This window comes from Bradyrhizobium sp. Pha-3 (assembly GCF_042258325.1).
Taxonomy (GTDB): domain Bacteria; phylum Pseudomonadota; class Alphaproteobacteria; order Rhizobiales; family Xanthobacteraceae; genus Bradyrhizobium; species Bradyrhizobium elkanii.
Genome location: NZ_CP170151.1, coordinates 7,517,403 through 7,541,673, shown reverse-complemented (window position 1 = coordinate 7,541,673; position 24,271 = coordinate 7,517,403). Strand labels below are relative to the sequence as shown.

The window sequence follows — 24,271 nt, the reverse complement described above, 5'->3', positions numbered from 1 at the left end:
TCAAGCGTCCGTGCGTGGCCGCAGCACCAGATTGACGAGATTGCGAGCGTAGGCCGGCGTCAGCGGTTTGATGCCGAAGACGTAGCGGTAGAACAGGCTGCCATAGATGGCGTCATAGATATCGCCGGGGACGCCCGGCGCGCCGATGCTGCCATCCTTCTGGCCGGCCGCGATGATCTCCAGCATCTTGCTGCGGCGCAGGCCGAGGTAACGCTCGTAGAACAGTTCCGCCGTGCCGGTCTTCGAGATGCATTCCGAGATCACGGCGAGCTGTACACGGCCGAACTCGCCCTGCAACGCCTCGACATAGGTCGCAACGTGGCGGCGGATTCGGGCCACCGGATTGCCCGCCTCAGGCAGCGGCACGGCCCGCGAGGCCTGGTCGAGGAAGGCATCGATCAGCAACGCTTCGCGCGACGGCCACCATTTGTAAATCGTCATCTTCGAGACGTTGGAATGTCTGGCAATCGCGTCGATGGTGGTCGCGGCGAGGCCGGTCGTCGCCATCAGCTGATAGGCGCCTTCCAGGATCGCGGCCGTGGTCGCGGCGGAGCGCGGCCGCCCACGCCGCCCCGTTGCCGCTTCCTCCGTCTCCGTCTTGCCGCTGGCCATGGCCGGACTTCGCGTCCTGCGTCTTTCAATCATTGCGCTGCATGCGGGCATAGCATGAAATCGCGCTCGGTTTCAGATCGTCGCCGTCACTGATAGTGTACAACGCGCAAGCCGAAGCTTGCGTGCGGCACATTGCCCTCGCTCTTTCCAGCTCAGCCGCCGATCGAACAGGAGTGTCCCCGTGAAGGCCGTCTACAGTGATCTGCACCGCAGCCATGATCCGCAATTCTTCCTGGTCCGCGGTGTGGTCCAGCGTACCACCGAACAGCCCGAACGCGCCGACCGCCTGCTGGCGGGCCTCAAGGCCGGCAAGCACACTCTGATCGAACCGACCAGGTTCGGGCAGGGGCCGCGGGCGCGCGTGCACAGTCCGGAATATCTGAGCTTTCTCGCGGACGCCTGGGACGAATGGTCGGCGCTCGGCAATGCCGGGCCAGAGATGATCGCGAACATCCATCCGGTGCGCAATGCCGGCACGTATCCTGCCCATATCGTCGGCAAGCTCGGCTGGCACACGATGGACACCGCGGCCCCGATCGGTCCCGGCACCTGGGCCGGCGCCTGCGCCGCGAGCGACGTCGCGGCCACCGCCGCGCAGATGGTGCTGGACGGCGAGGACGCCGTCTACGCGCTGTGCCGTCCGCCCGGCCATCACGCCTATCGCGACCTCGCCGGCGGCTTCTGCTTCCTTAACAACAGCGCGATTGCGGCCGAGCATCTGCGCCAGAAGCATGAGCGCGTCGCGATGCTCGACGTCGACGTGCATCACGGCAACGGCACGCAGGGCATCTTCTATGAGCGGCCGGATGTCTTCACCGTCTCGATCCACGCCGATCCGTCGTTCTTCTACCCCTTCGTCTGGGGCTATGCGCATGAGCGCGGCACCGGAGGCGGCCTCGGCACCAACCTCAACATTCCTCTGGCCAAGGGCACCGGCGACGACGACTACATGAAGGCGCTTGCAGCGGCGGAGAAGGCGATCCGCTCCTTCGCCCCGACCGCGCTCGTGGTCGCGCTCGGTCTCGACGCCTCCGAGAAGGACCCGCTTGCCGGTCTCGCCGTCACCACCGACGGCTTCCGCCGCATCGGCGAGGGACTTGCCCGATTTGGACTGCCGACGGTGCTGGTGCAGGAGGGCGGCTATCTCTCCGACATCCTCGGCGCCAATCTGACGGCGGTGCTCGGCGGGTTTGAGGCCGCGCGCTAGCGCGGTTTCGGGCGAGGTGGCGACCGGTCCGCGCGAACAAAGCGCGTCAAGGCCGGAATCCGGAGCATCGGCCTTGATTGGTCAAAACCGATGCCCCGGCCGCGCGGCGCGCAACAGAGCGTCGTGGACTTGCGTGTCCGCAACCAAAATCACATCATGCCGTTGGTATTCGGCGCTGGCTTATGATTCTGCCTGGCGGCTTCAGCCGGCCAGGTGGACAGCAACGCGAGGACGGCCATGAGTGACCTGCTTCGCATCGCCATCGTCGGTTATGGCGAGATCGCGTGCCGGCAGCACGTGCCTGCGATCGCGAAGACGTCAGGCGTGGCTCTCGTTGCGGTGGCCGATCCCGTCAAGACCCCGCCCGGCCTGCCGCATTTCCGCGATTTGCAGGAGTTGTTGCGCGACGGGCCGGAGATCGACGCGGTCGCGCTGTGTACGCCACCGCAGATGCGCCATGCGCAGGCCGCCGCCGCGCTCGCGTCGGGCAAGCATGTGCTGCTGGAGAAGCCGCCGGGCGCGACGTTAAGCGAACTCACGCCACTGATCGCGGCCGCGCAGGAGGCGGGCCGGACATTGTTTGCCGCATGGCATTCGCGCTATGCGGCCGCGGTCGGCCCGGCGCGGCAATTGCTCGCGAGACGCACCATCAACAAGGTGACCATCACCTGGAAGGAAGACGTGCGCGTCTGGCACCCGGGCCAAGCCTGGATCTTCGAGGCGGGTGGCTTCGGCGTGTTCGATCCCGGCATCAACGCGCTGTCGATCCTGACCGAGATCCTGCCGCGTGCGGTCTTTGTCAGGAGCGCGGCGTTGGACTTTCCCTCCAATCGGGAGGCGCCGATTGCGGCAGAGATCGAACTCTCGGATGCGAGCGGCTTGCCGATCCACGCCGAATTCGATTTCCGCCAGACCGGACCGCCGAGCTGGGACATCCTGTGCGAGACAGAGGCCGGGCCTGTGACGCTGTCGAAAGGTGGAAGGCAGCTGCGCGATGGCAGCAGGCTGGTGGTCGATGCGCCAGATGAGGAATATCCCGCACTGTACCGCCGTTTCGTCGCGCTGACCTCGGAAGGAAAATCCGATGTCGACCTCGCGCCCTTGCGGCTTGTCGCCGATAGCTTCATGCTGGGGCGACGGCGCCTCGTCGAGGCGTTCGAGGACTGAAAATGACATCAGCCAAAATCGGTCGCGCGCCCTTCGGCACATTGCCCGACGGCACCGTGGTCGAGCGCGTGACGCTGCGCGGCGAACATGGCTTTGAGGCCGCCATCCTTCCCTTCGGCGCCACGCTGCAGGCGCTGCTCGCGCCGGATCGTGACGGGCATTGCGACGACATCGTGCTTGGCCACGACGAGCTCGACGGCTATCTCGCACAGCGCAAATTCTTCGGTGCGACGATCGGACGTTACGCCAACCGGATCGCCGGCGCGCGCTTCGTGCTCGATGGCGAGACCGTGCGGCTTGACGCCAACAATGGCCCCAACGCGCTGCACGGTGGCCTGCAGGGCTTTGATCGCAAGCTGTGGCGGATCGCCGAACTATCGGATGATCCGGAGCCGACGCTGGTGCTGGCGCGCGAGAGCCCGCATGGCGAGGAGGGCTATCCGGGCAACCTCGCGGTGCGCGTGACGTACAGCGTGCGCAGTCCGACGGAGCTCTCGGTCACCTACGAGGCGACGACCGATCGGCCGACCTGCCTCAACCTCACCAATCACAGCTTCTTCAATCTCGAGGGCGCGTGCTCGGGCATGCAGATCCTCGATCACCGCCTGACGATCGCCTCCGACCATTTCCTCGCGGTGGATGCCACGGCGATCCCGCTTCCGGGCCCGCCGCGGCCGGTCGACGGTACGCCGCTCGACTTCCGCAAGCCCACGGCGATCGGCGCGCGGATCAGGATGAATGACGAGCAGCTGCGGCTCGGGCGCGGCTATGACCACAATTTCTGTCTGGCCTCAGGGACGGGTCTTCGCCTTGCTGCGCGCCTCGAAGCGCCGCACGGCGGCCGCGTGATGGAGCTCTTCACCGATCAGGCGGGACTGCAGTTCTATTCCGGCAATTTCTTCGACGGCTCGACCGCCGGCAAGGGCGGACGTCTGTACCGGCAATCCGACGCGCTCTGTCTCGAGCCGCATGCCTGGCCGGATACGCCGAACCGACCCGACTTCCCGTCGGCGCGGCTCGATCCGGGGCAGCTCTATCGGCGCAGCATCGTCTACCGCTTCTCAACCGCGTGAGTGATGCCATGACCGACCGTGCCGCCGAGCCGCCGATGGAAGAGGTGCCGACATCCGTGCTGTCGGCGGAGCGTTGCCATCTCGGCGAAGGCCCGACCTATGATGCGGTGACCGACACCGCCTGGTGGTTCGATATCCGCGAGCGCCGCCTGTTCGAGCATCGATTTGCCGGTGGCTGCACCGTCATTCACGCATTGCCGAGAATGGCGAGTGCATTAGCGCGGATCGACGGCGAGCGACAGCTGATCCTGACCGAAGATGGACTTTACGTCCGGCACGTTGCCGACGGCCGCCTGGAGCTGTTCGCCGCGCTGGAGGCCGACAATCCGCTGACGCGCTCCAACGATGCGCGTGTGCATCCGTCGGGCACGTTCTGGCTCGGCACCATGGGGCGCCATGCCGAGCAGGGTGCCGGCGCGATCTATGCGCTGCACCGGGGTCGCATCGTGCGGCTGTATCCCGGGATCACCATCCCGAATGCGATCTGCTTTTCGTCCGCGGGCGACATCGGCTATTTCGCCGATACCTCGACCAACGTGCTGCATCGCGTGCCGCTCGATCCATCAACAGGACTGCCGGTCGGCGAGGCCACCGAATTGATCAGGCACCAAGGCAGCGGCGGCCTCGACGGCGCGATCGTCGATGCCGACGGGATGATCTGGAACGCGCGCTGGGGCGGCGGATGCGTCGACGTTTACGATCCCACCGGCCGGCATCTGCGTTCGCTGCGCGTACCGGCGAGGCAATCGAGCTGCCCGGCATTCGTCGGCCGCGACTTCTCGCGTGTGCTGGTCACCTCGGCCTGGCAGGACATGGATGAGGCGCAGCGTGCGGCCGATCCCGAGCATGGCAGGACGTTCCTGCTCGAGGCCGCCGCGCGCGGTCGCGCCGAGCCTAACGTCAAACTATCCTGACGGATGGGTGCCGCGCGGCGTCGTTGACGCGACCGGATTATTTGGACGATAGTACAAATATGGTCCGCAAACCCGCCAGGTCTGACGTGAAGGCCGCCGCCGGCACCCGCAAGCCGAACATGCGCGAGGCGATCCTCGCCGCGGCGGAGGAATTGTTCTCGACCTACGGCTTCAACGCCGTCTCGGTGCGCGACATCGCGCAGGCCGCCGGCGCCAATCCGGGCAGTGTGACCTATCATTTCAGGACCAAGGACGGCCTGCTGCTGGAAATCTATCGGCGCCATTGCGGCCCGATGAACCGGCGGCGCTCCGAGCTTTTGGCGGCGGCGCGGCGGGTGCGCGATCTGCAGGACCGCTTGGAGGCGATCGTGCGCGCCTACGTGCTGCCGGCCTTTACGTCCGGCAGCGATCTTGCAGGCGGCGGAACGCGGTTCACGCGATTGCGTGCGATCATGTCGGCCGAGGGCAATGAGGTCGTGCGCAAGATCATCGCGCAGACCTTCGACGACACCAGTCATGCTTTCATCGACGCGATTCATGAAAGCCTGCCGCATATTCCGCGTACCGATCTGGTCTGGCGCAGCCACTTCCTGCTCGGCGCGCTTTACTACACGCTAGTGACGCCGGAGCGCGTCTCGCGCCTGTCGCGCGGCAGCGCCGACGGCACCGATGCCGGCCACGCCATCGAGGAACTGGTGCGCGCCACCGTCGCCGCGTTGCAGGCCGCGCCGCTCGACGGAGGGGCGCCGCGCAAGATCCCAGGCGCAAATCCGGGCCGAGCGTTGACCTGAACGTCCGGAGTTTGTCGCGATGGAGAAACTTCGGCTACGCGCCGTGCTCGGCAATCATCCGCACATCCGGGCGGTGAAGAACGGTGAGCTTCGCTCCGACCTGTTCGATCTCGACTTCACCGAATTCACGCCGACCAACGCCGCGTTCAAGCCGATGGTGCGCGAGCAGGCATTCGATGTCTGCGAGATGGCGATCGTGACCTATCTGATGGCAAGGGCGCACGGCAAGCCGCTGGTGCTGCTGCCGGCGGCGATGGTCGGTCGCTTCCAGCACGGCCACGCGCTCTATCGCGCCGACCGCGGCACGCTCCTGCCTGCCGATCTCGAAGGCAAGCGGGTCGGCATCCGTTCGTTCACGACCACGACCGGGGCATGGATGCGCGGCATCCTTGCCAATGACCATGGCGTGAACCTCGACAGGGTCAACTGGGTCACGTTCGAGGATCCACATGTTGCGGAATATGTCGACAGCACCGCGCGTGCGCCGAAGGGCAGCACTATCATTCAGGTGCTGAGGGACGGAAAGCTCGATGCTGTGCTCGGCGAGACATCGAGCGATCCGGCGCTCAAGCCGTTGTTCGCCGATCCGGCGGCGGAGGCCGCGCGGTGGTATGTGCGGCACGGCGTCGTGCCGGTCAACCATCTGGTGGTAGTGACGAAGCAGCTCGCGACATCGCGGCCGGACGTGGTGCGGAGCCTGTACGATCTGCTCAAGCGCGGCAAGGCAGAGGCCGGCCCGCCCGGCATGCCGGACCTGCTGCCGTTCGGCGTTGCGGCGAACCGCAAGCCGCTCGAACTGATCATCGACTATTGCGTGCAGCAGGCGTTGATCCCCCGGCGCGTCACGGTCGATGAGCTGTTCGACGACACAACACGGGACCTGAACTGATGACAATCTCCGGCGATCCGCGGCAATGGCAGGTCGGCATGCTCGGCTATGGCGAGGTCGGTCGCATCCTTGCCGAAGATCTGCGCCAGCAGGGCGTGAGGGTTTCGGCCTACGATATCAAGCTTGACCGCGAGCAGGGCGCTGCGCTACGCGCGCACGCGGCGGAGATCGGCGTCGAGCTCGCGCAATCCCATGCCGATCTCGCGGCGCGGGCCGATTTCATCATCTCGGCGGTGACGGCGAGCCAGGCGGTCCCGGTGGCCGCGGCCTGCGCGCCCGCAATCCGGAACGACGTCTGGTTTCTCGATTTCAACTCGGCCTCGCCCGGGGCCAAGCAGCGCGCGGCGGCGCACATCGACGGCGCCGGTGGTCGCTATGTCGAGGGCGCGGTGATGACCTCGTTGCCGCCGTACCGGATCAAGGTGCCGCTGCTGCTCGGCGGGCAGGGCGCGCGGGAGCTCGCGCCGCTGCTGGTCGCGCTCGGTTTTGCGGCGAAGGTCGCAAGCGACGAGCTTGGCGTCTCCTCGGCAGTCAAGATGTGCCGCAGCATCATGATCAAGGGGCTGGAGGCCATGGTGATCGAGAGCTTCACCACCGCACGCGCCTATGGCGTCGAGGATGCGGTGCTCGCCTCGCTCAAGGAGACCTTCCCGAGCATCGATTGGGAGAAGCAGGGCGCCTATTTCTTTCAGCGGGTGATCGAGCACGGCCGGCGGCGCGCCGAGGAGGTGCGCGAGGTGGCGGAGACCGTGCGCGAGGCCGGGCTGACGCCATGGTCCGCCTCTGCGACCGCCGAGCGGCAGGGCTGGATCGCCGATCTTGCCGATGAGGGCGTGTTCGGACCCAGGGGAACGCCGGACTTCGCCCGCAGCGCCGACTGGCGTACCGAGGCCGACCGGATTCTCGCGCGCATCAAGTCCTGAGGTCTCGCCCGGAGAATCCGCCGCGTTCCCTGCCGACGCGCAATGCGCTATTGCTCCATGAACCGTTTGTTCTGGAGGCACTCCCATGAAGAATTCCGGCAAGGTCGTCGCCATCACCGGGGCGGCACGCGGCATCGGCAAGGCCTGCGCGGCGCGCTTCGTGTCCGACGGCGCCAGGGTCGTCATCTCGGATGTCGACGCTGCAGGGCTTGTCCACACCGCCCAGGAACTCGGACATATCGATCAGTTGCGGGCGGTCGAGGCCGACGTCAGCAAGCGTGCCGATGTCGATCGCATCGTCGCGACCGCGGTGAAGGAATTCGGCCGGCTCGACGTCATGGTCAACAATGCCGGCGTCGCGCGCAACCGCGACTTCCTCGACATCAGCGAGGCCGAGTTCGACGACGTCATGGGGATCAACCTCAAGGGCGCGTTCTTCGGGGTTCAGGCTGCGGCGCGCCAGATGATCGCGCAGGGCGGTGGCGGCGTCGTCGTCAACATGTCCTCGGTCAACGCGCTGCTCGCGATCCCCTCGCTCGCGACCTATGCGATGTCCAAGGGCGCGATGAAGCAGCTCACTTCGGTCGCCGCCGTGGCGCTCGCGCCGCACGGCATTCGGGTCGTGGCGGTCGGACCCGGCACGATCCTGACCGAGATGGTGGCGACGGCGATCTTCTCGTCCGAGGATGCGCGGCGCAGCGTGCTGTCGCGCACGCCGGCCGGCCGTTGCGGCGAGCCGAGCGAGGTCGCCTCCGTCGTGGCATTCCTGGCCAGCGACGATGCCTCCTATATCACCGGCCAGACCATCTATCCCGACGGCGGTCGGTTGATCCTGAACTACACGGTGCCGGTCAGCGAGAAGAAGTAGGGGTTCAATCGCGAGCACATTGCCAAAATATCGAAAACAACCCCATGCAAAGTAGCCGGCGGCGGCCGGCGTTCGACCAGGCGACTTGACGCGTCGGGCAAATCGGCGGTATTATTCTATTATTCGGAAATCGCGCGACGTCATCATCTGTCATCGCCCGGTTTAACCGGGCGATCCAGTACGCTGCGGCCCATCGGCTCAAGCACAACCGCCTCTGGAATACTGGATCGCCCGGTCGAGCCGGGCGATGACAGTGTGTTGGGTGGCAACCACGACGGGAGGGACCACCGTTGTTACCTTATGCTCAGCTGTCATTACCCGCGAAAGCAAGTGCGGGTGATGACACCGGATGGCTACCGGCCCTTGAACTGCGGCTTGCGCTTCTCCATGAAAGCGCTGCGGCCTTCGCGGAAGTCCGCGCTGTCCATGCATTCGATGCCGATCTGCTTGATCGCGGCCATGTCGCGATCGGCGGGATCCTTCAGCACCTGCGCAATGGTGATCTTGGCGGCCTTGATCGCCAGCGGCGCGTTGCCTGAAATGGTGCGCGCGATCTCCATGGTCGCGTCCCAGAGCTCGGCGTCCGGCAGCACGCGATCGACGAGGCCGATCCGCAGCGCCTCAGCGGAGTCGATCCGCATGCCCGTATACATGATCAGCCGCGCCCAGGACGGGCCGACCAGCGACACCAGATGGCGCAGCCCGTCATAGCCATAGGCGATGCCGAGCTTGGCGGCGGGAATGCCGAACTGGCCGCTGGCGCCGGAGATGCGGATATCGGTCAGCATCGCGACCTGCATGCCGCCGCCGAGGCAGAAGCCGCGGATGCAGGCGATGGTCGGCTTCGGATAGTCGGCGAGCAGGGCGCGCTGGGCGGCGCTGCGCCGTGAATATTCCTCGGAGGCCTCGGCGTTGTGCCTGGTCTTCTCGAACTGGCTGATATCGGCGCCCGATACGAACGCCTTGTCGCCGGCGCCGACCAGGATCACGACGCGGACGGCCGGATCGTCGCGCAACGCCGTCAGCGCCTCGCCGAGCCCCTCCCACATCTCCAGCGACATCGCATTGCGCTTGTCGGGATTGTTGAAGGTGATGACGCCGACGCCGTCGACGACGTCTTGCAGGATCTTGCCGTCGGCAAGCGATTTATTTGACACGTTTGGCATATGAGGGGTCCGGTCTGATTTCGGCGAAGGCTAGCACCTGTCCGACAGCCGAGGCAGGCGGTTTGGAGCACGGCGCGATTGCATTGCCGGGCGACAACTCTCCCGGTAGTTGTACGGCTCGCAAAATAAACCGCCGCGAAACGGTTGCGCCATAGAGTGCGCCGCCCCGCGCTCCGTCCCGGTTTAACTTTTTCCTAGTTTTTCGACGGTATGGCTGTACGCGCCTGCGCGCCAGGACCAATCCGCCACGCGCTGGGATACGTGCCGCAGCTCCCCGCTGCCACCGCGTCGGTAGCGAACGTCCCCACCACCGGACCGGCAGTGAAGCCGGTCAATCCAGCCCTCCGTGCACTCACATCGCCTCGGGCGAGGTTCAGTCGTGTCCGTCGAAAAGTTTCTCAAGCAACGCGCGGTGAAGATCACCGTCAACGGCAGCTACACGTTGCCGAACTGGTACGATGCGCAGGGTAAATTGCGCACCTTCGCTTGCCGCACCACGCGCGTTTCGCCGTTCCGGATGATCGTGGACGTGCCCGTCGTCGGCAAGGTCGGCGACCGGCTGACTTCGTATTTCGAGGAGTTCGGCAAGTTCGACGGCTGCATCACCGAAACCATGAGCGGCAGCTTCCTGCTCGAGCTCGAGATGACGCATGCCATGCGTGAGAAGTTCGCCGACAAGCTGACCTGGATCGAGAAGAAGCAAAAGGATCCGAGCATCCGCGAGGCGCGCAACAACCCGCGTTTCGTTCCGGTCGCGCCGCATGCCATGTTGACGCTGGCGGACGGCACCATGCAGAGCTGCTTCATCATCGACATGTCGCTGTCCGGCGCGGCGGTCTCCTCCGAGGCGCAGCCGCCGGTCGGCATGCCGCTTGCGATCGGCGCCTGCGTCGGGCGGGTGGTCCGGCATCTGCCGAACGGCTTCGCCATCAAGTTCGTCGAGACCTACAAGCAGGGCGATCTCGGCCGCCTGATCTCGCGCAAATCCAAGGAATTGCAGTTGGTGTCCGCCGACGCGGACCCCGTCGCCTGACGGGTGGGCTCCGCCGGCTTCTCTAGGTCAGCTGCTCCGGATCATCGGCCGCGCGCATGCGCGCGATACTGTCTTCCGTCGCCGCGCTACCGGCCGCCGCGATCGCGATCTCGCGCGCCAAATTGGTGCATTCGGCCCACATCAGGAAGAACACCAGCGGTGGCCGTTCGCGCGCTTCCAGCAGCTGCCGGCAGCGCTCGGCCGCGCCGTCGATCGCCCACCACTGTTGGGCGACCACCATGACCCTGCGGAAGCTCCGCAACGTGCCGGAGAACTTTTGCGGATCCGCGCCCACGAGCGCGCCGCAATGGTTCAGCCAGTTCAGGCCAGCATAGATCGCAATCCCGTAATCCTCGATCGCGGTGCCGGTGAAATCGACGACGGTCTTGTCGTGCGCGCGCTGGCGCAGGAAAGCATCGATCATCTCCGCCTGGCGGGCCGGATCGACCAGCAGCGAGATGTCCTGCCGCGGCACCATCGGGACATAGCGCATCGCCTCGAGCCGCGTGTGCTCCCAGATCGCGCCGATGTCGCCGAGCAGATCGCCGGACTTGCGTTTGCAGGCCGGATAGACCAGCACGCCATTGTCGGCGAGATCGAGATAGCGCGGGACCACCTTGTCGAGCGCGGCGAGAAACGCCGCCGGATCGCTGAGGCCGCGCAAATCGCTGGCGGCATCCTCCGCTTGTGCAGGCTTGTTGCCGCGTGTCCAGCCGAAATTGGCCATCCCCGGACGCCCTGATCTCAACCCGGCCATCAGGTTAGTTGGAAAATGCGGCGAAGCAAATGCGGCATTTGCTGCTGCGCCGCCGTGCGTGCCCGCCGCTGCCGGTTGACGCGAGAGACCGCCGCGCCTAGCTGATGGTTAATGGCGCGCAACGCAGGTTGTTGCCGCTTTCGGGACCTATCGCCATGACCGCTTCTGATCGGCAATCGCATTGGCAGGCCGTCTATCTGACCAAGGGCGAGCAGCAGGTGAGCTGGTCGCAGGCCGATCCGCAGCCATCGCTGCGCCTGATCGAATCGATCGCACCGGGCCGCGACGCCTCGATCGTCGACATCGGCAGCGGAGCTTCGCGACTTGTCGATGCGCTGCTGGCGAGCGGCTTTCATGATGTGACCCTGCTCGATCTCTCCGAAGCGGCGCTGGCCAGCGCGCGGGAGCGGATCGGCGCAGCAGGTGACGCGGTGCACTGGATCGTAGGTGACGCGACGGTCTGGCAGCCGCAGCAGGCCTTCGACATCTGGCACGATCGCGCGGCGTTTCACTTCCTGGTCGAGGAACCAGACCGCGCGGCCTATCTCGACCGGCTGCATCGCGGCGTGAAAGCAGGCGGTCACGCCGTGATCGGCACCTTCGCGCTGGACGGCCCGGAGAAGTGCAGCGGCCTGCCGGTCCAGCGCTATGATCCCGCAACGCTCAGCGTGACCATCGGTCCGGCATTCGAGTTGATCGCGCATGAGGCGCACCGGCACGTCACGCCCTGGGGCGCGACGCAGTCGTTCCAGTTCAGTGTGCTGCGGCGCAAGTGACCGGCCGCGCAGGGAGAGGTGAGATGACGGACGCGCCACGGATGATCGGCGAGATCGCGAGCTACCACGCCCATGTCTATTACGACCCCGCGACCAGCCGGGGCGAGGCGGAACGGCTGCGCGACTGGATCGGCGAGCGCTTCCTGGTCACGCTCGGACGTTGGCACGACGTCAAGGTTGGCCCGCACGATCAGGCGATGTATCAGGTGGCGTTTGCGGCCGAGTTATTCCCGACCCTGGTGCCGTGGCTGATGCTGAACCACGGCAGTCTGAGCATCCTGGTCCATCCCAACACCACCAATCCGCGCCGCGACCACCACGACGATCCGCTCTGGATCGGCACGCCGCTCGCCGTCCATGCCGACAAGCTGCCCGAAGAGGCCGAGATGGAGCAGGCGCCGGTGCCGAACACGTCGCCGACACTGCGTCCCTGAGCGCCTCCGGGTTGTCCGTAGGGCAATCGCATATGACCCTTCGGCGGCTGCGGAGGTAGCTCGGCTCGTGGTTCGAGACGCGCCACAAGCGGCGCTCCTCACCATGAGGGTCTACTATTGTGCCGCAAAACAAGACCCTCATCCTGAGGAGCCCGCCGAAGGCGGGCGTCTCGAAGGATGGCCGCGAGGACGCTGCCCGATAGATTTCTTTCCATATGCGATTGCCCTGGGGGTTGTCCGGGATGGGTAAAGTTTGACGCAATTGTGCGGCAGCCAAGTCGTTTCAAACTCATCGCGTTTTGCAACGTGAGGTTAAGTCACGGTTCCTACGCTTACCCGATAAATTTGAGGGTCGGGCGCATTGGGCATGTTTTTTTCGTTTCGTAGCTGGTCATTGTGGCGGGTGGTTGGACCTCTGCTGGCCATCGTGCTGCTGCTGGGCGGCCTGTCTGCCGGCAGCCTGCAGGTGATGTCCGCGGTGAGGGCCTATGTGGCCGGCGAAAGCATGTGGTCGAAGGGGCAGAAGGACGCCATCCACTACCTGCAGACCTATGTCAGCACCGGCGCGCCGCTCTATCTGCAGAAGTTCGATGCCGCGATCGCGGTGCCGCTGGCCGATCGTACGGCGCGGCTCGCCTTGGAATCGCCCGGCAATAATGACGCCGTGGCGAGGGCCGGCTTCGCCAGGGCAGGCAATCATGATGACGACATCGGCGGCCTGATCTGGCTGTTCAAATATTTCCGCAAGATGCACCACGTGGCCGGCGCGGTGACGGCATGGCGCAATTCGGATGCGCTGCTCGATCAGCTCATTGAGATCCGGAACGAGGCCGCGAACGACGTCGCGCTGCACGATCCGTCGGCTGCGACCATCAGGCACTGGGCCGAGCGGATCGGTACGGTCGACGCCGCGCTGAGCACGCTTGCGGTCGATTTCTCCGATCATCTGGGCAAGGCGTCGCGCCAGGTCTCCGCGCTGCTGCTGCTGGTCAACCTCGTGATCGCGGCTTGCCTTGCCGCCATCGTGCTGGTCCACACGCGGCGGATGCTGTGGCGGCGCTGGCTCGCCGAGACCGCGCTCGCGGTCGAGAAGGAGCGCGCCCAGCTCACGCTGGCGTCGATTGGCGATGCCGTCATCGTGACCACGCAGGACGATCGGGTCGACTACATGAACGCCGCCGCGCAGCGGCTCATCGCAGCAGGGCAGGAGGCGACGGGACGGCCGCTGGCGTCGCTGTTCAGCATTGCCGAGCAGCCGGTGCGCGGATCGTTCGACGCCGACGACGACAGCCGGCCGCAGCTCCTGGTGCGGCCGGACCATCCCAGCGTGCCGGTCTCGGTGGTCGAGACCCCGATCGTGCATGCCGGAGAACCGGCGGGCCGCGTCATGATCATTCACGACATGACCGCCGAACGGCGGCTGGTCGAGGAATTGGCGTGGGCTGCCTCGCATGACGCGCTCACCGGCCTTGCCAACCGGCGGCAGTTCGAGTTCGAACTGCACAAGGCGATGTCGGGCTCTCCGGCCATGGGCGCCGACCTGATGCTGATCGATCTCGATCAGTTCAAGATCGTCAACGACACCTGCGGCCACATGGCGGGCGACCGGTTGCTGAAGCAGGTGGCGAGGCTGCTCGCGGCCGAAGTCGGCGGCAGCGGCCTTGTCGCGCGTCTTGGCGGCGACGAGTTCGGCATTCTGCTGCGTGACGACGGTTCCGCGACGCACGACGTCGCTGCCGATGTTGCGGAGCGGATCAGGGCGGTGATCGAGCAGTCGAACTTCGTCTATGAGGGGTCGAGCTTCCGGATCAGCACGAGCATCGGCCTGGTCGGGCTGGCCGACAGCGCCGGCGTGCAGGACGCGTTGCGGCTTGCCGACGTCGCCTGTTTCCTTGCCAAGGACAAGGGACGCAACCGCGTCCAGGAGCACCGTCCGTCTGACACCGGCATGGCGGTGCGCGTTGCCGAGATGAGCTGGGTCAATCGCATTCGCAAGGGATTGGACGAGGAGCGCTTCTGCCTCTACGAGCAGCAGATCCGCCCGGTGAACGGCGCACTGAAAGGCAACGACCGGCGCGAGCTCTTGCTGCGCCTGCGCGACGAGAGCGGCGCGCTGGTGCCGCCCGGCAGTTTCCTGCCCGCCGCCGAACGCTACGGGCTGATGCCGCTAATCGACCGCTGGGTGGTTCGCCGCGCCTTCGAGATCATCGCCGAGCGCAAGCACCAGCCGCGCAAGATTGCCAGCTACGCCATCAACCTGTCCGGCGCCACCATCGGCGACAGCGACTTCGTCGACTTCGTCGCCGGGCTGTTCGCGCAGCTTGACGTTTCGCCGGCATCGGTGTGTTTCGAGATCACCGAGACCAGCGCAATCTCGAACCTCGACGAGGCGCAGAAGTTCATCGCGCGGCTGCGCGAGATCGGCTGCAGCTTCTCGCTCGACGATTTCGGCACCGGCATGTCCTCGATCGCCTATCTGAAGCACCTGCCGGTCGACATCATCAAGATCGACGGTTCGTTCGTGAAGGAGATCCTGAACAGCAAGGTCGATCGGGCGATGGTCGAGATGATCACCAAGACCGCGAAGATCATGCAGAAGCAGGTGGTCGCGGAATTCGTCGAGAACCTCGCGATCCTGGACGAGCTGCGCCAGATCGGGGTCGACTACGCCCAGGGTTACGCCATCGGAAAGCCGGTTCCGGTGCTCACCCTCTGGGAAGAAAAGATCGCCTGAGTCGCCGAAATCGTCCCGAATCGGGACCTTTTCTGTCAATTCAGCCCGCCCGAGGCTGATTCTCCGGCACTTTCAATCCGAAAAACGTTTAAAAAACCTCTCGTTGTCCGTTTTGTCTCGATTATGCCTTACTCTAATTCCCTGATATGATGAGTGATCGGTGAATCCCGGTGGGCCGGGTAACAGGCCCCAGAGCACCGAACTTGGGGATTGATGGGTCAACGAACGACGAAACCTGCCCGGCGCAAGTCGAGCCGCGGCATGTCTCTGGTGGGCAGCACGGCATTTGCCGTGAGCGCGCTTGCGCTGTCGTCTGGCCTTGCCGCCTGGATGGTCGGCATCGACCCCACCGCATGGCTTCACGGTCCGGCGCTCGCCAACACCACCGCCTCGCTGAACTTCGACGATCGCTTCGGCTCTCGCTCCACGATCAATTCGGCCTCACTCTATTATCCACTGCGCCGCGGGTTCCGTTCGAGCCGCGGCGATTTCAATTCCGAGTTCGGCCAGATCGAGGACGCGCTGGCCGGCCAGCTGCGCGACACGCAGACCGAACTGCCGACCAGCCAGTCGGCGACGGCGTCCGTCGCTGCCACGACCACGGCGACGACGTCCACCGTGCCGATGCCGCGGTCGCGGCCGGCCGAGGCCAATCTGCTTGCACGTAACGATCAGCCGCCACAGGCGCCGGTGCAGCAGGGCGACAACCGGACATTCCTGCAGAAGATTGCCGACATGATGCCGGGCAAGATGCAGCTGGCCTCGCTCGATCCGAATGACGGATTGTTGTCCGGTCCGAGCCCCGATCTCGGCAAGCTCGGTTATGACAGCACCACGGCCGTCTACGACATCACCGGCCGCATCGTGTACATGCCCGACGGTACCAAGTTCGAGGCGCATTCAGGCCTCGGCAATCTGCTCGACGATCCCGCGCATGTGACTGCCCGCAACGCCGGTGCGACGCCGCCCGGCATCTATGAGATGAAGCCGCGCGAGAAGCTGTTCCACGGCGTGCCCGCGCTGCGCATGACCCCGGTCGATGGCAGCGACACCTTCGGGCGCGTCGGCCTTTTGGTCCACAGCTATATGCTCGGGCCGAACGGCGACTCCAACGGCTGCATCTCGGTCAAGCACTACGACAAGTTCCTGCAGGCCTACCGCAGCGGCACGGTCAAGCGCATCGCCGTCGTCATCAACATCAAGGATGTCCAGTCGGCCTCGACCCGCGCGGCGTCGAACTCGTAGGCGGCCAGTACCGTCGCTAAACCTCTCCCTTGGGAGAGGTCGATTTGCGCAGCAAATCGGGTGAGGGGTTACGGTCTATCGAGTGAACGAGGGCCCTCACCCGGATTGCACTGGACGATGCTTCGCATCGCCAAGCGCAATCCGACCTCTCCCCGATGGGGAGAGGTGAACCGAAATCGCGGCAAGCGGATTCAACCAAAAATCATCCTGCTCTAGGAGGGCTTCAAGCCCCTGAATCTTCAGTGCGCCTCATCGCCTCCGGCGCGAAACGCGCCGGGCGCTGCGCCATAGGCGCGGCGGAACGCGCGGGCAAAACTCTCGTGGCTCTTGAATCCCACGCGCAGCGCGATCTCGCCGATCGGAAGATCGGTCAATCGGGGGTCGCGAAGCTGGTTGAGGCTGTGGCGGAGCCGCGCATCGCGGACATGCGCCGCGAGGGTCGTTCCGGCATCGGCGAGCACGGCAAACAAATGGCTGCGCGAAATGTTCAGGTGCCGGCAGATGTATTTCGCGGACAGTTGCGGATTGTGCAGTTCGTCCAGGATGAAGGTCTGGATTTGCCGCAGCATCGCCTCGCGCGGTGACGTCGATCCGGCCGTCGGCACGCCGATGGTGGTCGCCCGCACCAGCAGGCTTTCGAGCTGGCTTGCGGCGAGGTCGTCGACCAGCGCGAAATCGTCGGGGATATCGCGCAGCGCGCCAAGATAAGCGGAGGCGAGACGGCTCGCGCCGCGTCCGGCGATGACGTTCGGCGGCCGGCCAGACATTTGCTGCAGATGCCGCCGCAGCCGCGCGCCGGGAATCGTGGCGCAGATCAGGTCGCAGCCCTGCTCGAACCGCATCGCGAAGGGCTCGTTGGTGTCGAGCAGCACGATGTCGCCGGGCCGCGCCAGCGTCTTTTGCCCATGCTGCTCGACCACGGCGTCACCCGTGATCTGCAGATTGGCGAAGAACGATCCGTCCTGGAAGCTGCCGATTCCCTTCCGCGTGCGGTGGATGGCGTTGGGCACGGACTGCACCCGCGACAACGGCAGCGCGGGGCTGCCGATGCTGGTGATCGCGCCGTCGAAATCGCCGGCCGAGATCTTCTCCGGCTCGAGCGGCAGATAGGTCCGCAGCACCGCTTCGCGCCAATAGGCGAAACGGTCTGCCGGTGCGACATCGTGCATATTCCAGGAAGCGCCCATGTTCGCGTGCCGAAGTTTGCCTGCCAAGACGGAAGCCGGCGACGAGCTTACAATCAATTGCCGTGCCAGTCAGGCGGACATTTTGCCAAACCGGCGTGGACCGGGCGTCAATGACTTCGGCGGCCCGGCGCCTCACCTTCGGACATTCGACCCGCTGGAGGAGAGATGACCATGCCGATCGATTTCACCCTGACCGCAGAACAACGCGAGCTGCAGATGTCCGCCCGGAGCTTCGCGCGGACCGTGCTTTCGGGCGTCGCCGACGCAACCCGCCACCTCGCCACGCCCGCGGAGCGCTTTGCCGCGACCAGGCCGTTCTACGAACAGGCGGTCAAGGCCGGTTTCCTACGCCGGATGATCCCTGCGCCGCTCGGCGGCGAGGGCACCGGTGTGTTCGACATGGCCGTCGTCGCCGAGGAGTTTCAGGCCGTCGATGTCAACGTCTCGCTGACGCTGTTCGGCTCGCTGCTCGGCCTGATGCCGGTGATGCTGGCGGGCTCGCCGGCGCAGCAGAAGACCTTCATCGCGCCGTTCCTCGAACGTGCCGGCACGCCGCTCGCCGCCTTCGCCTTCAGCGAGCCCGGCGGCAGCGCGAACTTCGCCTCGCCGGTGCCGGGAACCGGCTTGCGGACAGCGGCGCGCCTCGACGGCGAGGAATGGGTCATCACCGGCGCCAAGCAATGGGTGTCGAGCGCGACCGGCTGGGACGGCAACGGCGCCGACCTGATCTGCGTGGTCTGTCGCACCGATCCCACGGCTGCGCCCGACAGCGCGATCTCCGTGATCGCGGTGCCGCGGTCCGCCGGCGGCATCAAGGGCATCGTGCTCGAACGCGCCGCCGACCTGATGGGCCATCGCGCCCATCTGACGCCGCGCTTTCGGCTAGAGCAGGTGCGGACGGCCAGGGACAATGTCCTTGGCCGCACCGGCGGCGGGCTCGAACTGGTGGAGATGAGTTTTGCGGGTACCGCCGCGCTGGTCGGCGTGTTCGGCGTCGCGCTGATGCGCGCCGCCTTCGACTATGCGCTGAACTTCGCCCGGACCGAGAATCGCGGCGGCGCGGCGCCGATCATCGAGCACCAGGCGGTCGGCTACGCGCTGGCCGATGCCAAGATGGCGATCGAGGCGGCGCGCTATTTGAGCTGGAAGGCCTGTCACGCCATGGACAGCAATGCGCCCGGTGCCTTCGAGCTCGCACTGCACGCCAAGGTGTTCGGATCGGAGACCGCGGTGAAAATGATCACCGATTTGATGCGTGTGGTCGGCATCGAGAGCTACGACCACCAATGTCCGCTCGCCGGCCTGCTCCAGGACGCGATGGCCTATCCCCTGTTCGACGGCGGCAACATGGGTGTGCGCCGCCGTCAGCTTCATGCGCTCCTGAAGAGCCCGGGTTACGACCCGCTGACCGCGTCGGGTGCGGCCTAGAGCTTTTCCCGTTCCGATGGAATCGGAACGGGGCTCTAGATTCTTGTTTTGACGCGTTTTCTTCACGCGAACCGGTATCCACTTCGCTCGAAAACGTTCTAGCCGATCTCTTTCCTGACCGTCGCGGCGGCGTCGCACATCGCCTTCAGTTTTCCGAACGCAACGTGCCGCGGCATGTATTTCATGCCGCAGTCCGGCGCGACCACCAGCCGTTCCGCCGGCACATGCTTCAGGCCGTTGCGAATGCGATCGGCGACGACGGCGGCGGGTTCGATCTCGGGATTGCCGAGGTCGAGCACGCCGAGCATGATGTTTTTCGAGGAGAGATCCCTAAGCACGCCGAGATCGAGCTTCGGCTGTGCCGCCTCGATCGAAATCTGGTCGGCGATGGTGTCGTCGAGCTCGGCAAGGAACGAATAGCCGGCCGGCTTGGTCGAGCCCGGCACCACCGCCGCATAGCCGAAGCAGAGATGCACCACGGTCGGGATGCTGATGCCTTGCAGCGCGCGATTGATCGCCTTCACCGCATAGCGCTTGGCAAGATCCGGATTGTTGCGCACCCAAGGCTCGTCGAGCTGGATGACGTCGGCGCCGGCCTTCTCGAGGTCGCGGGCTTCGGCATTGACGGCCTCGGCGAACGCCATCGCGAGCTCCTCGTCGTCCTTGTAGAACTCGTTCCTGGCCTGCTGGCTCATCGTGAACGGGCCGGGCAGGGTGATCTTGGCGGCGCGGTCGGTGTTCTTGCGCAGGAACTGCATGTCATGCAGCTCAACCGGAGCCTTGCGCTTCACCGGGCCGACCACGCGCGGCACCGGCGTCTGCGTGTTGCCGGTGCGTGCGGTGATCATTGCGGGATTGTCGGCATCGACACCGTCAAGGGCAGTGGAGAACCGGTTGGAGTAGCTCTCGCGGCGGATCTCGCCGTCGGTCACGATATCGATGCCGGCGCGCTCCATATCCCTGATTGCTACGATCGTCGCGTCGTCCTGCGCTTCTTCCAGATGCTCGGCCGGCAAACGCCACATCGCGTGCATGCGTGTGCGTGGCACCGACTTCGACAGCATCGCGCGATCGACCAGCCATTCCGGCTGCGGGTAGCTGCCGACGACGGTGGTTGGCAACAGGTGCCTGGGCAGGTTCATGATGTCCTCCTTCTTGTTGTTGCGCGGCCAGATCAAGCCGCGCGCGTTGCGCTTGCTGCGGTTTCATCTTTCACAGGATTGCGCAGCACGCCGATGCCGGAAATCTCCACCTCGACGACGTCGCCCTCCTTCATCCACAGCGGCGGGGTGCGATAGGCGCCGACGCCGCCGGTGGTGCCGGTGACGATGACGTCGCCCGGCACCAGCTCGGTGAAGGTCGAGCAATAGGCGATCAGGGTTGCGACATCGAACACGAGGTCCGAGATCGGCGCGGTCTGCACCTCGATGCCATTGAGGCGGGTTGCGATGTGCTGCTTGCTGATGTCGGGGAGCTCGTCGGTCGTCACCATCCACGGGCCGAAGCCGCCGGTGCCGGCGAAATTCTTGCCGGGCGCGAATTGCGAGGTGTGACGCTGCCAATCGCGGATGCTGCCGTCATTGTAGCAGGCATAGCCCGCGACATGGCCGAGCGCGGCCTCGCGCGGGATGCGGCGACCGCCCTTGCCGATGATGACGGCCATTTCGCCCTCATAGTCGAAGCGCTCGGATTCCAGCGGCCGGATCATCGGCTGGCCGGCGCCGACCTGGCTGTTGGCGAAGCGGGTGAAGATCATCGGATGCGGCGGCGTCGGATGGCCGCTCTCGGCGAGATGCGTGGCATAATTGACGCCGATGCAGAAGATCTTGTCGGGATCCGGCACGGTCGGCAGCAACTCGACATCCTTCAGCGCGTGATCGGCGCGCTCGCCCTGCAGCTTCTTCAGTTCATTCAGCGAACCCGTCGTCAGCAGCGCCTTCAGCGTCGGGTACGCCTTCAGCCGCTTGCCGGCGTCGATCACGCCCGCATCGGTCACGATGCCGTAGCTCGCGGTACCCGCCGCCTCGAAACTTGCGATCTTCATGGTCTCTCACTCTCTTCGATGGAGGAAACATAGGTCTGGATGGGAAGTGCGATGGCGCCGTTGCGGATCGGCACGCATGACGGCGGAAAGTCCTGACGGAAGCGGGCGCCGATCGCCTCGGCGCGATCGAGGAACCGATCGAGATGCGCCATCGCGCCGGTCGGCAGGTCATGCAGCACCAATAGCGTCCATGGCTGCGCGCGGCATCGCGCGAGCGCGCGCTCGGTCCAGCCGTCGGGATCGTCCCAGTCGTGCGGGATCGCGTTCCAGAGCACGCAGCTGTGCTTGTTGTGAGCGAGATAATCGACCACCGATGGCTTCAGCAGCCGATCGTCCAGATTGCCGCCGCCGCCAAACGGCCGGAACCAGCGGTCGGGATGGGCGAGCCCGCCGATCACAACCTCGGTCCGGCCGATCTCCTGCTGTGCCGTATCAGCGCCGGGCTGCTCGCCGAGCGGCGTGCTGTGCGTATAGGTGTGATTGCCGATCCAGTGGCCTTCGTCACGTGCGCGGGCAGCGAGGCGGCGGCGCGCGGGGTCGGCGAGCTTCTCGCCGATCACGAAGAACGTGGTCTTGATGCCGCGCTCGCCGAGGATGTCGAGCACAAGCGGGGTGACATCGGGCTCCGGTCCATTGTCGAACGTCAAGGTGAGGTCGAACACGTCGCGATTCCCTTACGTCGCCGGCTGCATCGCGCCGGAGCCGACCTCGTCGGCAGCGCTCTGGCCGGCGCGCGTCCCGGTCTGCCAGATCGCGGCCTTGCGCTCGACCCAGCGGATCGCGGTGTTGAAGGCAATCGCCATGAACAACACCAGCAGCACGCCGGCGAACACGTGCGGGCTGTCGAGAATGGTGCGGTAGCGCGAGATCAGGTAGCCGATGCCGGCCGAGGAGATCAGCATCTCCGAGACCACCACGCCGACGATGACGAGCGCGCCGCCGACCCGCAGGCCCGACAGCACGGTCGGGATCGCCGCGGGAATGATGACGCGAACCAGCCGCTGGCTCAGCGTCGCGCCCATGCTGCGGGCGGCGAGCAGGAGTTGCGGGTCGATGGTCTGGATCCCGGCGGCGGTCGCCAGCATGGTCGGCAGGAAACCGTAGATCGAGGCGAAGGCGATCTTGGATTCCGAGCCGATGCCGAGCCACACCGTGAACACGGGATAGAGGATCACGAGCGGGACCGCATAGAGGCTCGAGACCATCGGCATGATCAGAAGACGCGGGCGCGGCAGGCTGCCGACGATGGCGCCGAGCAGGATGCCGCCGCCGCAAGCGAACGCCATCGAGACCGCGACCTCGTAAAGCGTCACCGCAAGCGCATGGCCGTATTCGGCGGCCTCGTTCCAGCCGGCGAGCAGGGTGGAGGACAGCGACGGCAGGAACAGTTCGGGGATCAGCCCGGTGCGCGGCAGCAGCTCCCACAGCAGGAGCAGGCCGATGATGATCAGATGGCGAAGTGTTTTCGCGCTCATCATTGTCTCACGCCGATTTGCGGATGTGCCGCCAGATGCGGTCGCGCAGCGCGCCGAAGGCGTCGCCGCTCAGCATCTCGTAGGTCCGCGGCCGCGGCAAATTGACCTGCAGCTGGTCCACGATGCGGCCGGGCCGCGGCGACATCACGATCACCTCGTCGGCGAGGTAGACCGCTTCGGTCAGGCTATGGGTGACGAACACGACCGTCTTGCCGGTCGCGGCCCAGATGCGCAGCAGCTCGTCGCCCATCGTCATCCGGGTCTGCTCGTCGAGCGCGGCGAACGGCTCGTCCATCAACAGCACGGGCGGATCCTGCACCAGGCCGCGCGCGATCGAGACGCGCTGCTTCATGCCGCCCGACAGTTCGTGCGGGTGACGTTTGCCGAAGCCTTCGAGGCCGACCAGCTTGAGCGCGTCCTGCGCCTTGGCCCGGCGCTCCGCCTTGGCGACGCCGCGCAGCGCCAGCGGAAACTCGACATTGTCTTCGGCGGTCAGCCACGGAAACAGGCTCGGTTCCTGGAACACGACGCCGACGCGGTTCGGGTCGGGCTGCGGGATCGGCGCGCCGCTGATGGTGATGGTGCCCGCGGTCTGCGCGCGCAGCCCGGCCATCATCATCAGCAGCGTGGACTTACCGCATCCGCTCGGGCCGACCAGCACGACGAAGCGCCCCGGCTTGATGTCGAGCGAGACGTCTTCCAGCGCGACGACGTCCTGGGACTTCGTGCGGAACACCTGGCCGACATTCCTGACCTCGATCGCGCCGGCGCGCGAGGCAGGCTTCAACGGTGTCACGTTCGCCAATGGCTGCATCGTGTTTCCACCCATCTGATCAGTTCATTGAAGGTCATGGCGATCGCGGCGACCATCACGACGCTGGCGAGCAGCTGCTTCATCTGGAAATTCTCGCCCCAGGTCGCGATCTGGTGGCCGATGCCGTCGCGCGAGGCGTACATCTCGGCGAGGATCACGCCGGTGAGGTTGAAGATCATCGAGATCCGCAGCGCCTCCAGCAGCACCGGCAGCATGCTCGGCAGATAGACGCGGAACGCGGTCTGCGTGCGCGTGGCGCCATAGGAGCGGGCCACCGTCAGGTGCTCGACCTTGACCGATTCCACCGCCGTCGTGGTCGACATGATCACGATGAAGATGGTCGAGAAGAAGCCGAAGCCGACCTTCTGGGCGAAACCGACGCCGAACACCAGGATGAACATCGGCAGGAAGATCGATTTCGGGATGCTGAAGGCGAAGAACAGCAGCGGCTTTGCGACATCGGCAAAATAGCGGTTCTCCGCGATCAGGAACCCGATCAGTGCCCCCATCGGCACCGCCAGCGCGAAGGCGGTCAGCACCTCGGTCGCGGTCACCAGAAGGTCGGTCCGGACGCTCGATCGTTGCAGGAGGTCGCCGAGCGTTAGCATCGTGTCCGATGCCGATGGCAACAGGCGCGGATTGACGAGCCCGGTCCGCGACAGCATCTCCCACAGCGCGAAGATCGCGACCACGATCGCGACCCGCGCCAGCTTGATGGTCAGGGTGACCTGCAT

Annotated in this window: 24 protein-coding genes; 14 read left to right on the top strand and 10 right to left on the bottom strand. The window is 65.6% G+C overall.

Annotated elements, in window-relative coordinates:
* On the bottom strand, nt 1-612 hold the full coding sequence (locus tag ACE10X_RS35995; RefSeq protein WP_038382447.1) for a TetR/AcrR family transcriptional regulator: 612 nt from the start codon (nt 610-612) through the stop codon (nt 1-3).
* 181 nt (nt 613-793) lie between these two features.
* On the opposite strand from ACE10X_RS35995, the gene ACE10X_RS35990 reads away from it, so the two are divergent.
* From ACE10X_RS35990 to ACE10X_RS35955, 8 genes are all read left to right on the top strand, one after another.
* Nucleotides 794-1,819 carry a histone deacetylase family protein gene (locus ACE10X_RS35990; protein ID WP_375763553.1) on the top strand — a complete coding sequence of 342 codons (1,026 nt, stop codon included), beginning with the start codon at nt 794-796 and terminating at the stop codon, nt 1,817-1,819.
* A gap of 237 nt (nt 1,820-2,056) precedes the next feature.
* Nucleotides 2,057-2,986 (top strand): Gfo/Idh/MocA family protein, encoded by a 930-nt coding sequence (locus tag ACE10X_RS35985; protein WP_375763552.1) that lies wholly within the window; start codon nt 2,057-2,059, stop codon nt 2,984-2,986.
* Between the two features lie 2 nt (nt 2,987-2,988).
* A complete protein-coding gene (locus ACE10X_RS35980; RefSeq protein ID WP_375763551.1) occupies nt 2,989-4,059 on the top strand; it encodes an aldose epimerase family protein in 1,071 nt (356 codons plus the stop codon).
* Between the two features lie 35 nt (nt 4,060-4,094).
* A complete protein-coding gene (locus tag ACE10X_RS35975) occupies nt 4,095-4,973 on the top strand; it encodes an SMP-30/gluconolactonase/LRE family protein (RefSeq protein ID WP_375764638.1) in 879 nt (292 codons plus the stop codon).
* A gap of 59 nt (nt 4,974-5,032) precedes the next feature.
* On the top strand, nt 5,033-5,764 hold the full coding sequence (locus ACE10X_RS35970) for a TetR/AcrR family transcriptional regulator (protein ID WP_038382452.1): 732 nt from the start codon (nt 5,033-5,035) through the stop codon (nt 5,762-5,764).
* A gap of 19 nt (nt 5,765-5,783) precedes the next feature.
* Nucleotides 5,784-6,653, top strand: a complete 870-nt coding sequence (locus ACE10X_RS35965; protein WP_375763550.1) for an ABC transporter substrate-binding protein — start codon at nt 5,784-5,786, stop codon at nt 6,651-6,653.
* A 5-nt stretch (nt 6,654-6,658) separates the two neighbouring features.
* Nucleotides 6,659-7,576, top strand: a complete 918-nt coding sequence (locus tag ACE10X_RS35960; protein WP_375764637.1) for a DUF1932 domain-containing protein — start codon at nt 6,659-6,661, stop codon at nt 7,574-7,576.
* An 85-nt stretch (nt 7,577-7,661) separates the two neighbouring features.
* Nucleotides 7,662-8,444 carry an SDR family NAD(P)-dependent oxidoreductase gene (locus ACE10X_RS35955; RefSeq protein ID WP_375763549.1) on the top strand — a complete coding sequence of 261 codons (783 nt, stop codon included), beginning with the start codon at nt 7,662-7,664 and terminating at the stop codon, nt 8,442-8,444.
* A 353-nt stretch (nt 8,445-8,797) separates the two neighbouring features.
* Here ACE10X_RS35955 and ACE10X_RS35950 read toward each other — a convergent pair whose 3' ends face one another.
* On the bottom strand, nt 8,798-9,610 hold the full coding sequence (locus ACE10X_RS35950; RefSeq protein WP_375763548.1) for an enoyl-CoA hydratase: 813 nt from the start codon (nt 9,608-9,610) through the stop codon (nt 8,798-8,800).
* A gap of 379 nt (nt 9,611-9,989) precedes the next feature.
* On the opposite strand from ACE10X_RS35950, the gene ACE10X_RS35945 reads away from it, so the two are divergent.
* A complete protein-coding gene (locus tag ACE10X_RS35945; protein WP_038382455.1) occupies nt 9,990-10,643 on the top strand; it encodes a PilZ domain-containing protein in 654 nt (217 codons plus the stop codon).
* 22 nt (nt 10,644-10,665) lie between these two features.
* Here the strand turns inward: ACE10X_RS35945 and ACE10X_RS35940 are convergent, their stop codons facing one another.
* Nucleotides 10,666-11,370: a hypothetical protein gene (locus tag ACE10X_RS35940; RefSeq protein ID WP_375763547.1), complete on the bottom strand. Its 705-nt coding sequence runs from the start codon at nt 11,368-11,370 to the stop codon at nt 10,666-10,668.
* A 185-nt stretch (nt 11,371-11,555) separates the two neighbouring features.
* Here ACE10X_RS35940 and ACE10X_RS35935 point away from each other — a divergent pair, with 185 nt between their 5' ends.
* From ACE10X_RS35935 to ACE10X_RS35920, 4 genes are all read left to right on the top strand, one after another.
* Nucleotides 11,556-12,176: a class I SAM-dependent methyltransferase gene (locus tag ACE10X_RS35935; protein WP_375763546.1), complete on the top strand. Its 621-nt coding sequence runs from the start codon at nt 11,556-11,558 to the stop codon at nt 12,174-12,176.
* 23 nt (nt 12,177-12,199) lie between these two features.
* On the top strand, nt 12,200-12,610 hold the full coding sequence (locus ACE10X_RS35930) for a DOPA 4,5-dioxygenase family protein (protein ID WP_375763545.1): 411 nt from the start codon (nt 12,200-12,202) through the stop codon (nt 12,608-12,610).
* Between the two features lie 367 nt (nt 12,611-12,977).
* Nucleotides 12,978-15,344 carry a putative bifunctional diguanylate cyclase/phosphodiesterase gene (locus ACE10X_RS35925; RefSeq protein ID WP_375763544.1) on the top strand — a complete coding sequence of 789 codons (2,367 nt, stop codon included), beginning with the start codon at nt 12,978-12,980 and terminating at the stop codon, nt 15,342-15,344.
* A 261-nt stretch (nt 15,345-15,605) separates the two neighbouring features.
* Nucleotides 15,606-16,589, top strand: coding sequence for a DUF2778 domain-containing protein (locus ACE10X_RS35920; RefSeq protein ID WP_375763543.1), 984 nt, complete (start codon nt 15,606-15,608; stop codon nt 16,587-16,589).
* Between the two features lie 239 nt (nt 16,590-16,828).
* Here the strand turns inward: ACE10X_RS35920 and ACE10X_RS35915 are convergent, their stop codons facing one another.
* Entirely contained in the window at nt 16,829-17,758 is a 930-nt protein-coding gene (locus ACE10X_RS35915; protein ID WP_375763542.1) for a helix-turn-helix domain-containing protein, read from the bottom strand.
* 189 nt (nt 17,759-17,947) lie between these two features.
* Between ACE10X_RS35915 and ACE10X_RS35910 the strand changes: the two genes are divergently transcribed.
* Nucleotides 17,948-19,204 carry an acyl-CoA dehydrogenase family protein gene (locus tag ACE10X_RS35910; protein WP_375763541.1) on the top strand — a complete coding sequence of 419 codons (1,257 nt, stop codon included), beginning with the start codon at nt 17,948-17,950 and terminating at the stop codon, nt 19,202-19,204.
* Nucleotides 19,205-19,302: 98 nt separating this feature from the next.
* Here the strand turns inward: ACE10X_RS35910 and ACE10X_RS35905 are convergent, their stop codons facing one another.
* From ACE10X_RS35905 to ACE10X_RS35880, 6 genes are read right to left on the bottom strand one after another with little or no spacing between them, the layout of a single operon-like run.
* Nucleotides 19,303-20,346, bottom strand: a complete 1,044-nt coding sequence (locus ACE10X_RS35905) for a 5-methyltetrahydropteroyltriglutamate--homocysteine methyltransferase (RefSeq protein ID WP_375763540.1) — start codon at nt 20,344-20,346, stop codon at nt 19,303-19,305.
* 32 nt (nt 20,347-20,378) lie between these two features.
* Nucleotides 20,379-21,248, bottom strand: a complete 870-nt coding sequence (locus ACE10X_RS35900; protein ID WP_375763539.1) for a fumarylacetoacetate hydrolase family protein — start codon at nt 21,246-21,248, stop codon at nt 20,379-20,381.
* Nucleotides 21,245-21,910, bottom strand: coding sequence for a polysaccharide deacetylase family protein (locus ACE10X_RS35895; RefSeq protein WP_375763538.1), 666 nt, complete (start codon nt 21,908-21,910; stop codon nt 21,245-21,247). Before ACE10X_RS35895 ends, ACE10X_RS35900 begins: the two co-directional genes overlap by 4 nt.
* Before the next feature lie 12 nt (nt 21,911-21,922).
* Entirely contained in the window at nt 21,923-22,726 is an 804-nt protein-coding gene (locus ACE10X_RS35890) for an ABC transporter permease (RefSeq protein ID WP_375763537.1), read from the bottom strand.
* Nucleotides 22,727-22,730: 4 nt separating this feature from the next.
* The gene (locus tag ACE10X_RS35885; protein ID WP_375763536.1) at nt 22,731-23,537 is read right to left on the bottom strand and encodes an ABC transporter ATP-binding protein; all 807 of its coding nucleotides are present in this window, start codon (nt 23,535-23,537) and stop codon (nt 22,731-22,733) included.
* Complete coding sequence (locus ACE10X_RS35880) at nt 23,516-24,271, bottom strand: ABC transporter permease (protein ID WP_375763535.1); 756 nt, start codon at nt 24,269-24,271, stop codon at nt 23,516-23,518. The genes ACE10X_RS35885 and ACE10X_RS35880 overlap by 22 nt, the downstream gene beginning before the upstream one ends.

Coding starts and splice junctions, on each gene's coding strand:
- ACE10X_RS35995 (WP_038382447.1), bottom strand. CDS start 612: ATGGCCAGCGGCAAGACGGAGACGGAGGAAGCGGCAACGGGGCGGCGT.
- ACE10X_RS35985 (WP_375763552.1), top strand. CDS start 2,057: ATGAGTGACCTGCTTCGCATCGCCATCGTCGGTTATGGCGAGATCGCG.
- ACE10X_RS35980 (WP_375763551.1), top strand. CDS start 2,989: ATGACATCAGCCAAAATCGGTCGCGCGCCCTTCGGCACATTGCCCGAC.
- ACE10X_RS35975 (WP_375764638.1), top strand. CDS start 4,095: ATGGAAGAGGTGCCGACATCCGTGCTGTCGGCGGAGCGTTGCCATCTC.
- ACE10X_RS35970 (WP_038382452.1), top strand. CDS start 5,033: ATGGTCCGCAAACCCGCCAGGTCTGACGTGAAGGCCGCCGCCGGCACC.
- ACE10X_RS35965 (WP_375763550.1), top strand. CDS start 5,784: ATGGAGAAACTTCGGCTACGCGCCGTGCTCGGCAATCATCCGCACATC.
- ACE10X_RS35955 (WP_375763549.1), top strand. CDS start 7,662: ATGAAGAATTCCGGCAAGGTCGTCGCCATCACCGGGGCGGCACGCGGC.
- ACE10X_RS35950 (WP_375763548.1), bottom strand. CDS start 9,610: ATGCCAAACGTGTCAAATAAATCGCTTGCCGACGGCAAGATCCTGCAA.
- ACE10X_RS35940 (WP_375763547.1), bottom strand. CDS start 11,370: ATGGCCAATTTCGGCTGGACACGCGGCAACAAGCCTGCACAAGCGGAG.
- ACE10X_RS35935 (WP_375763546.1), top strand. CDS start 11,556: ATGACCGCTTCTGATCGGCAATCGCATTGGCAGGCCGTCTATCTGACC.
- ACE10X_RS35930 (WP_375763545.1), top strand. CDS start 12,200: ATGACGGACGCGCCACGGATGATCGGCGAGATCGCGAGCTACCACGCC.
- ACE10X_RS35925 (WP_375763544.1), top strand. CDS start 12,978: ATGTTTTTTTCGTTTCGTAGCTGGTCATTGTGGCGGGTGGTTGGACCT.
- ACE10X_RS35920 (WP_375763543.1), top strand. CDS start 15,606: ATGTCTCTGGTGGGCAGCACGGCATTTGCCGTGAGCGCGCTTGCGCTG.
- ACE10X_RS35915 (WP_375763542.1), bottom strand. CDS start 17,758: ATGCACGATGTCGCACCGGCAGACCGTTTCGCCTATTGGCGCGAAGCG.
- ACE10X_RS35910 (WP_375763541.1), top strand. CDS start 17,948: ATGCCGATCGATTTCACCCTGACCGCAGAACAACGCGAGCTGCAGATG.
- ACE10X_RS35905 (WP_375763540.1), bottom strand. CDS start 20,346: ATGAACCTGCCCAGGCACCTGTTGCCAACCACCGTCGTCGGCAGCTAC.
- ACE10X_RS35900 (WP_375763539.1), bottom strand. CDS start 21,248: ATGAAGATCGCAAGTTTCGAGGCGGCGGGTACCGCGAGCTACGGCATC.
- ACE10X_RS35890 (WP_375763537.1), bottom strand. CDS start 22,726: ATGATGAGCGCGAAAACACTTCGCCATCTGATCATCATCGGCCTGCTC.
- ACE10X_RS35885 (WP_375763536.1), bottom strand. CDS start 23,537: ATGCAGCCATTGGCGAACGTGACACCGTTGAAGCCTGCCTCGCGCGCC.
- ACE10X_RS35880 (WP_375763535.1), bottom strand. CDS start 24,271: ATGCAGGTCACCCTGACCATCAAGCTGGCGCGGGTCGCGATCGTGGTC.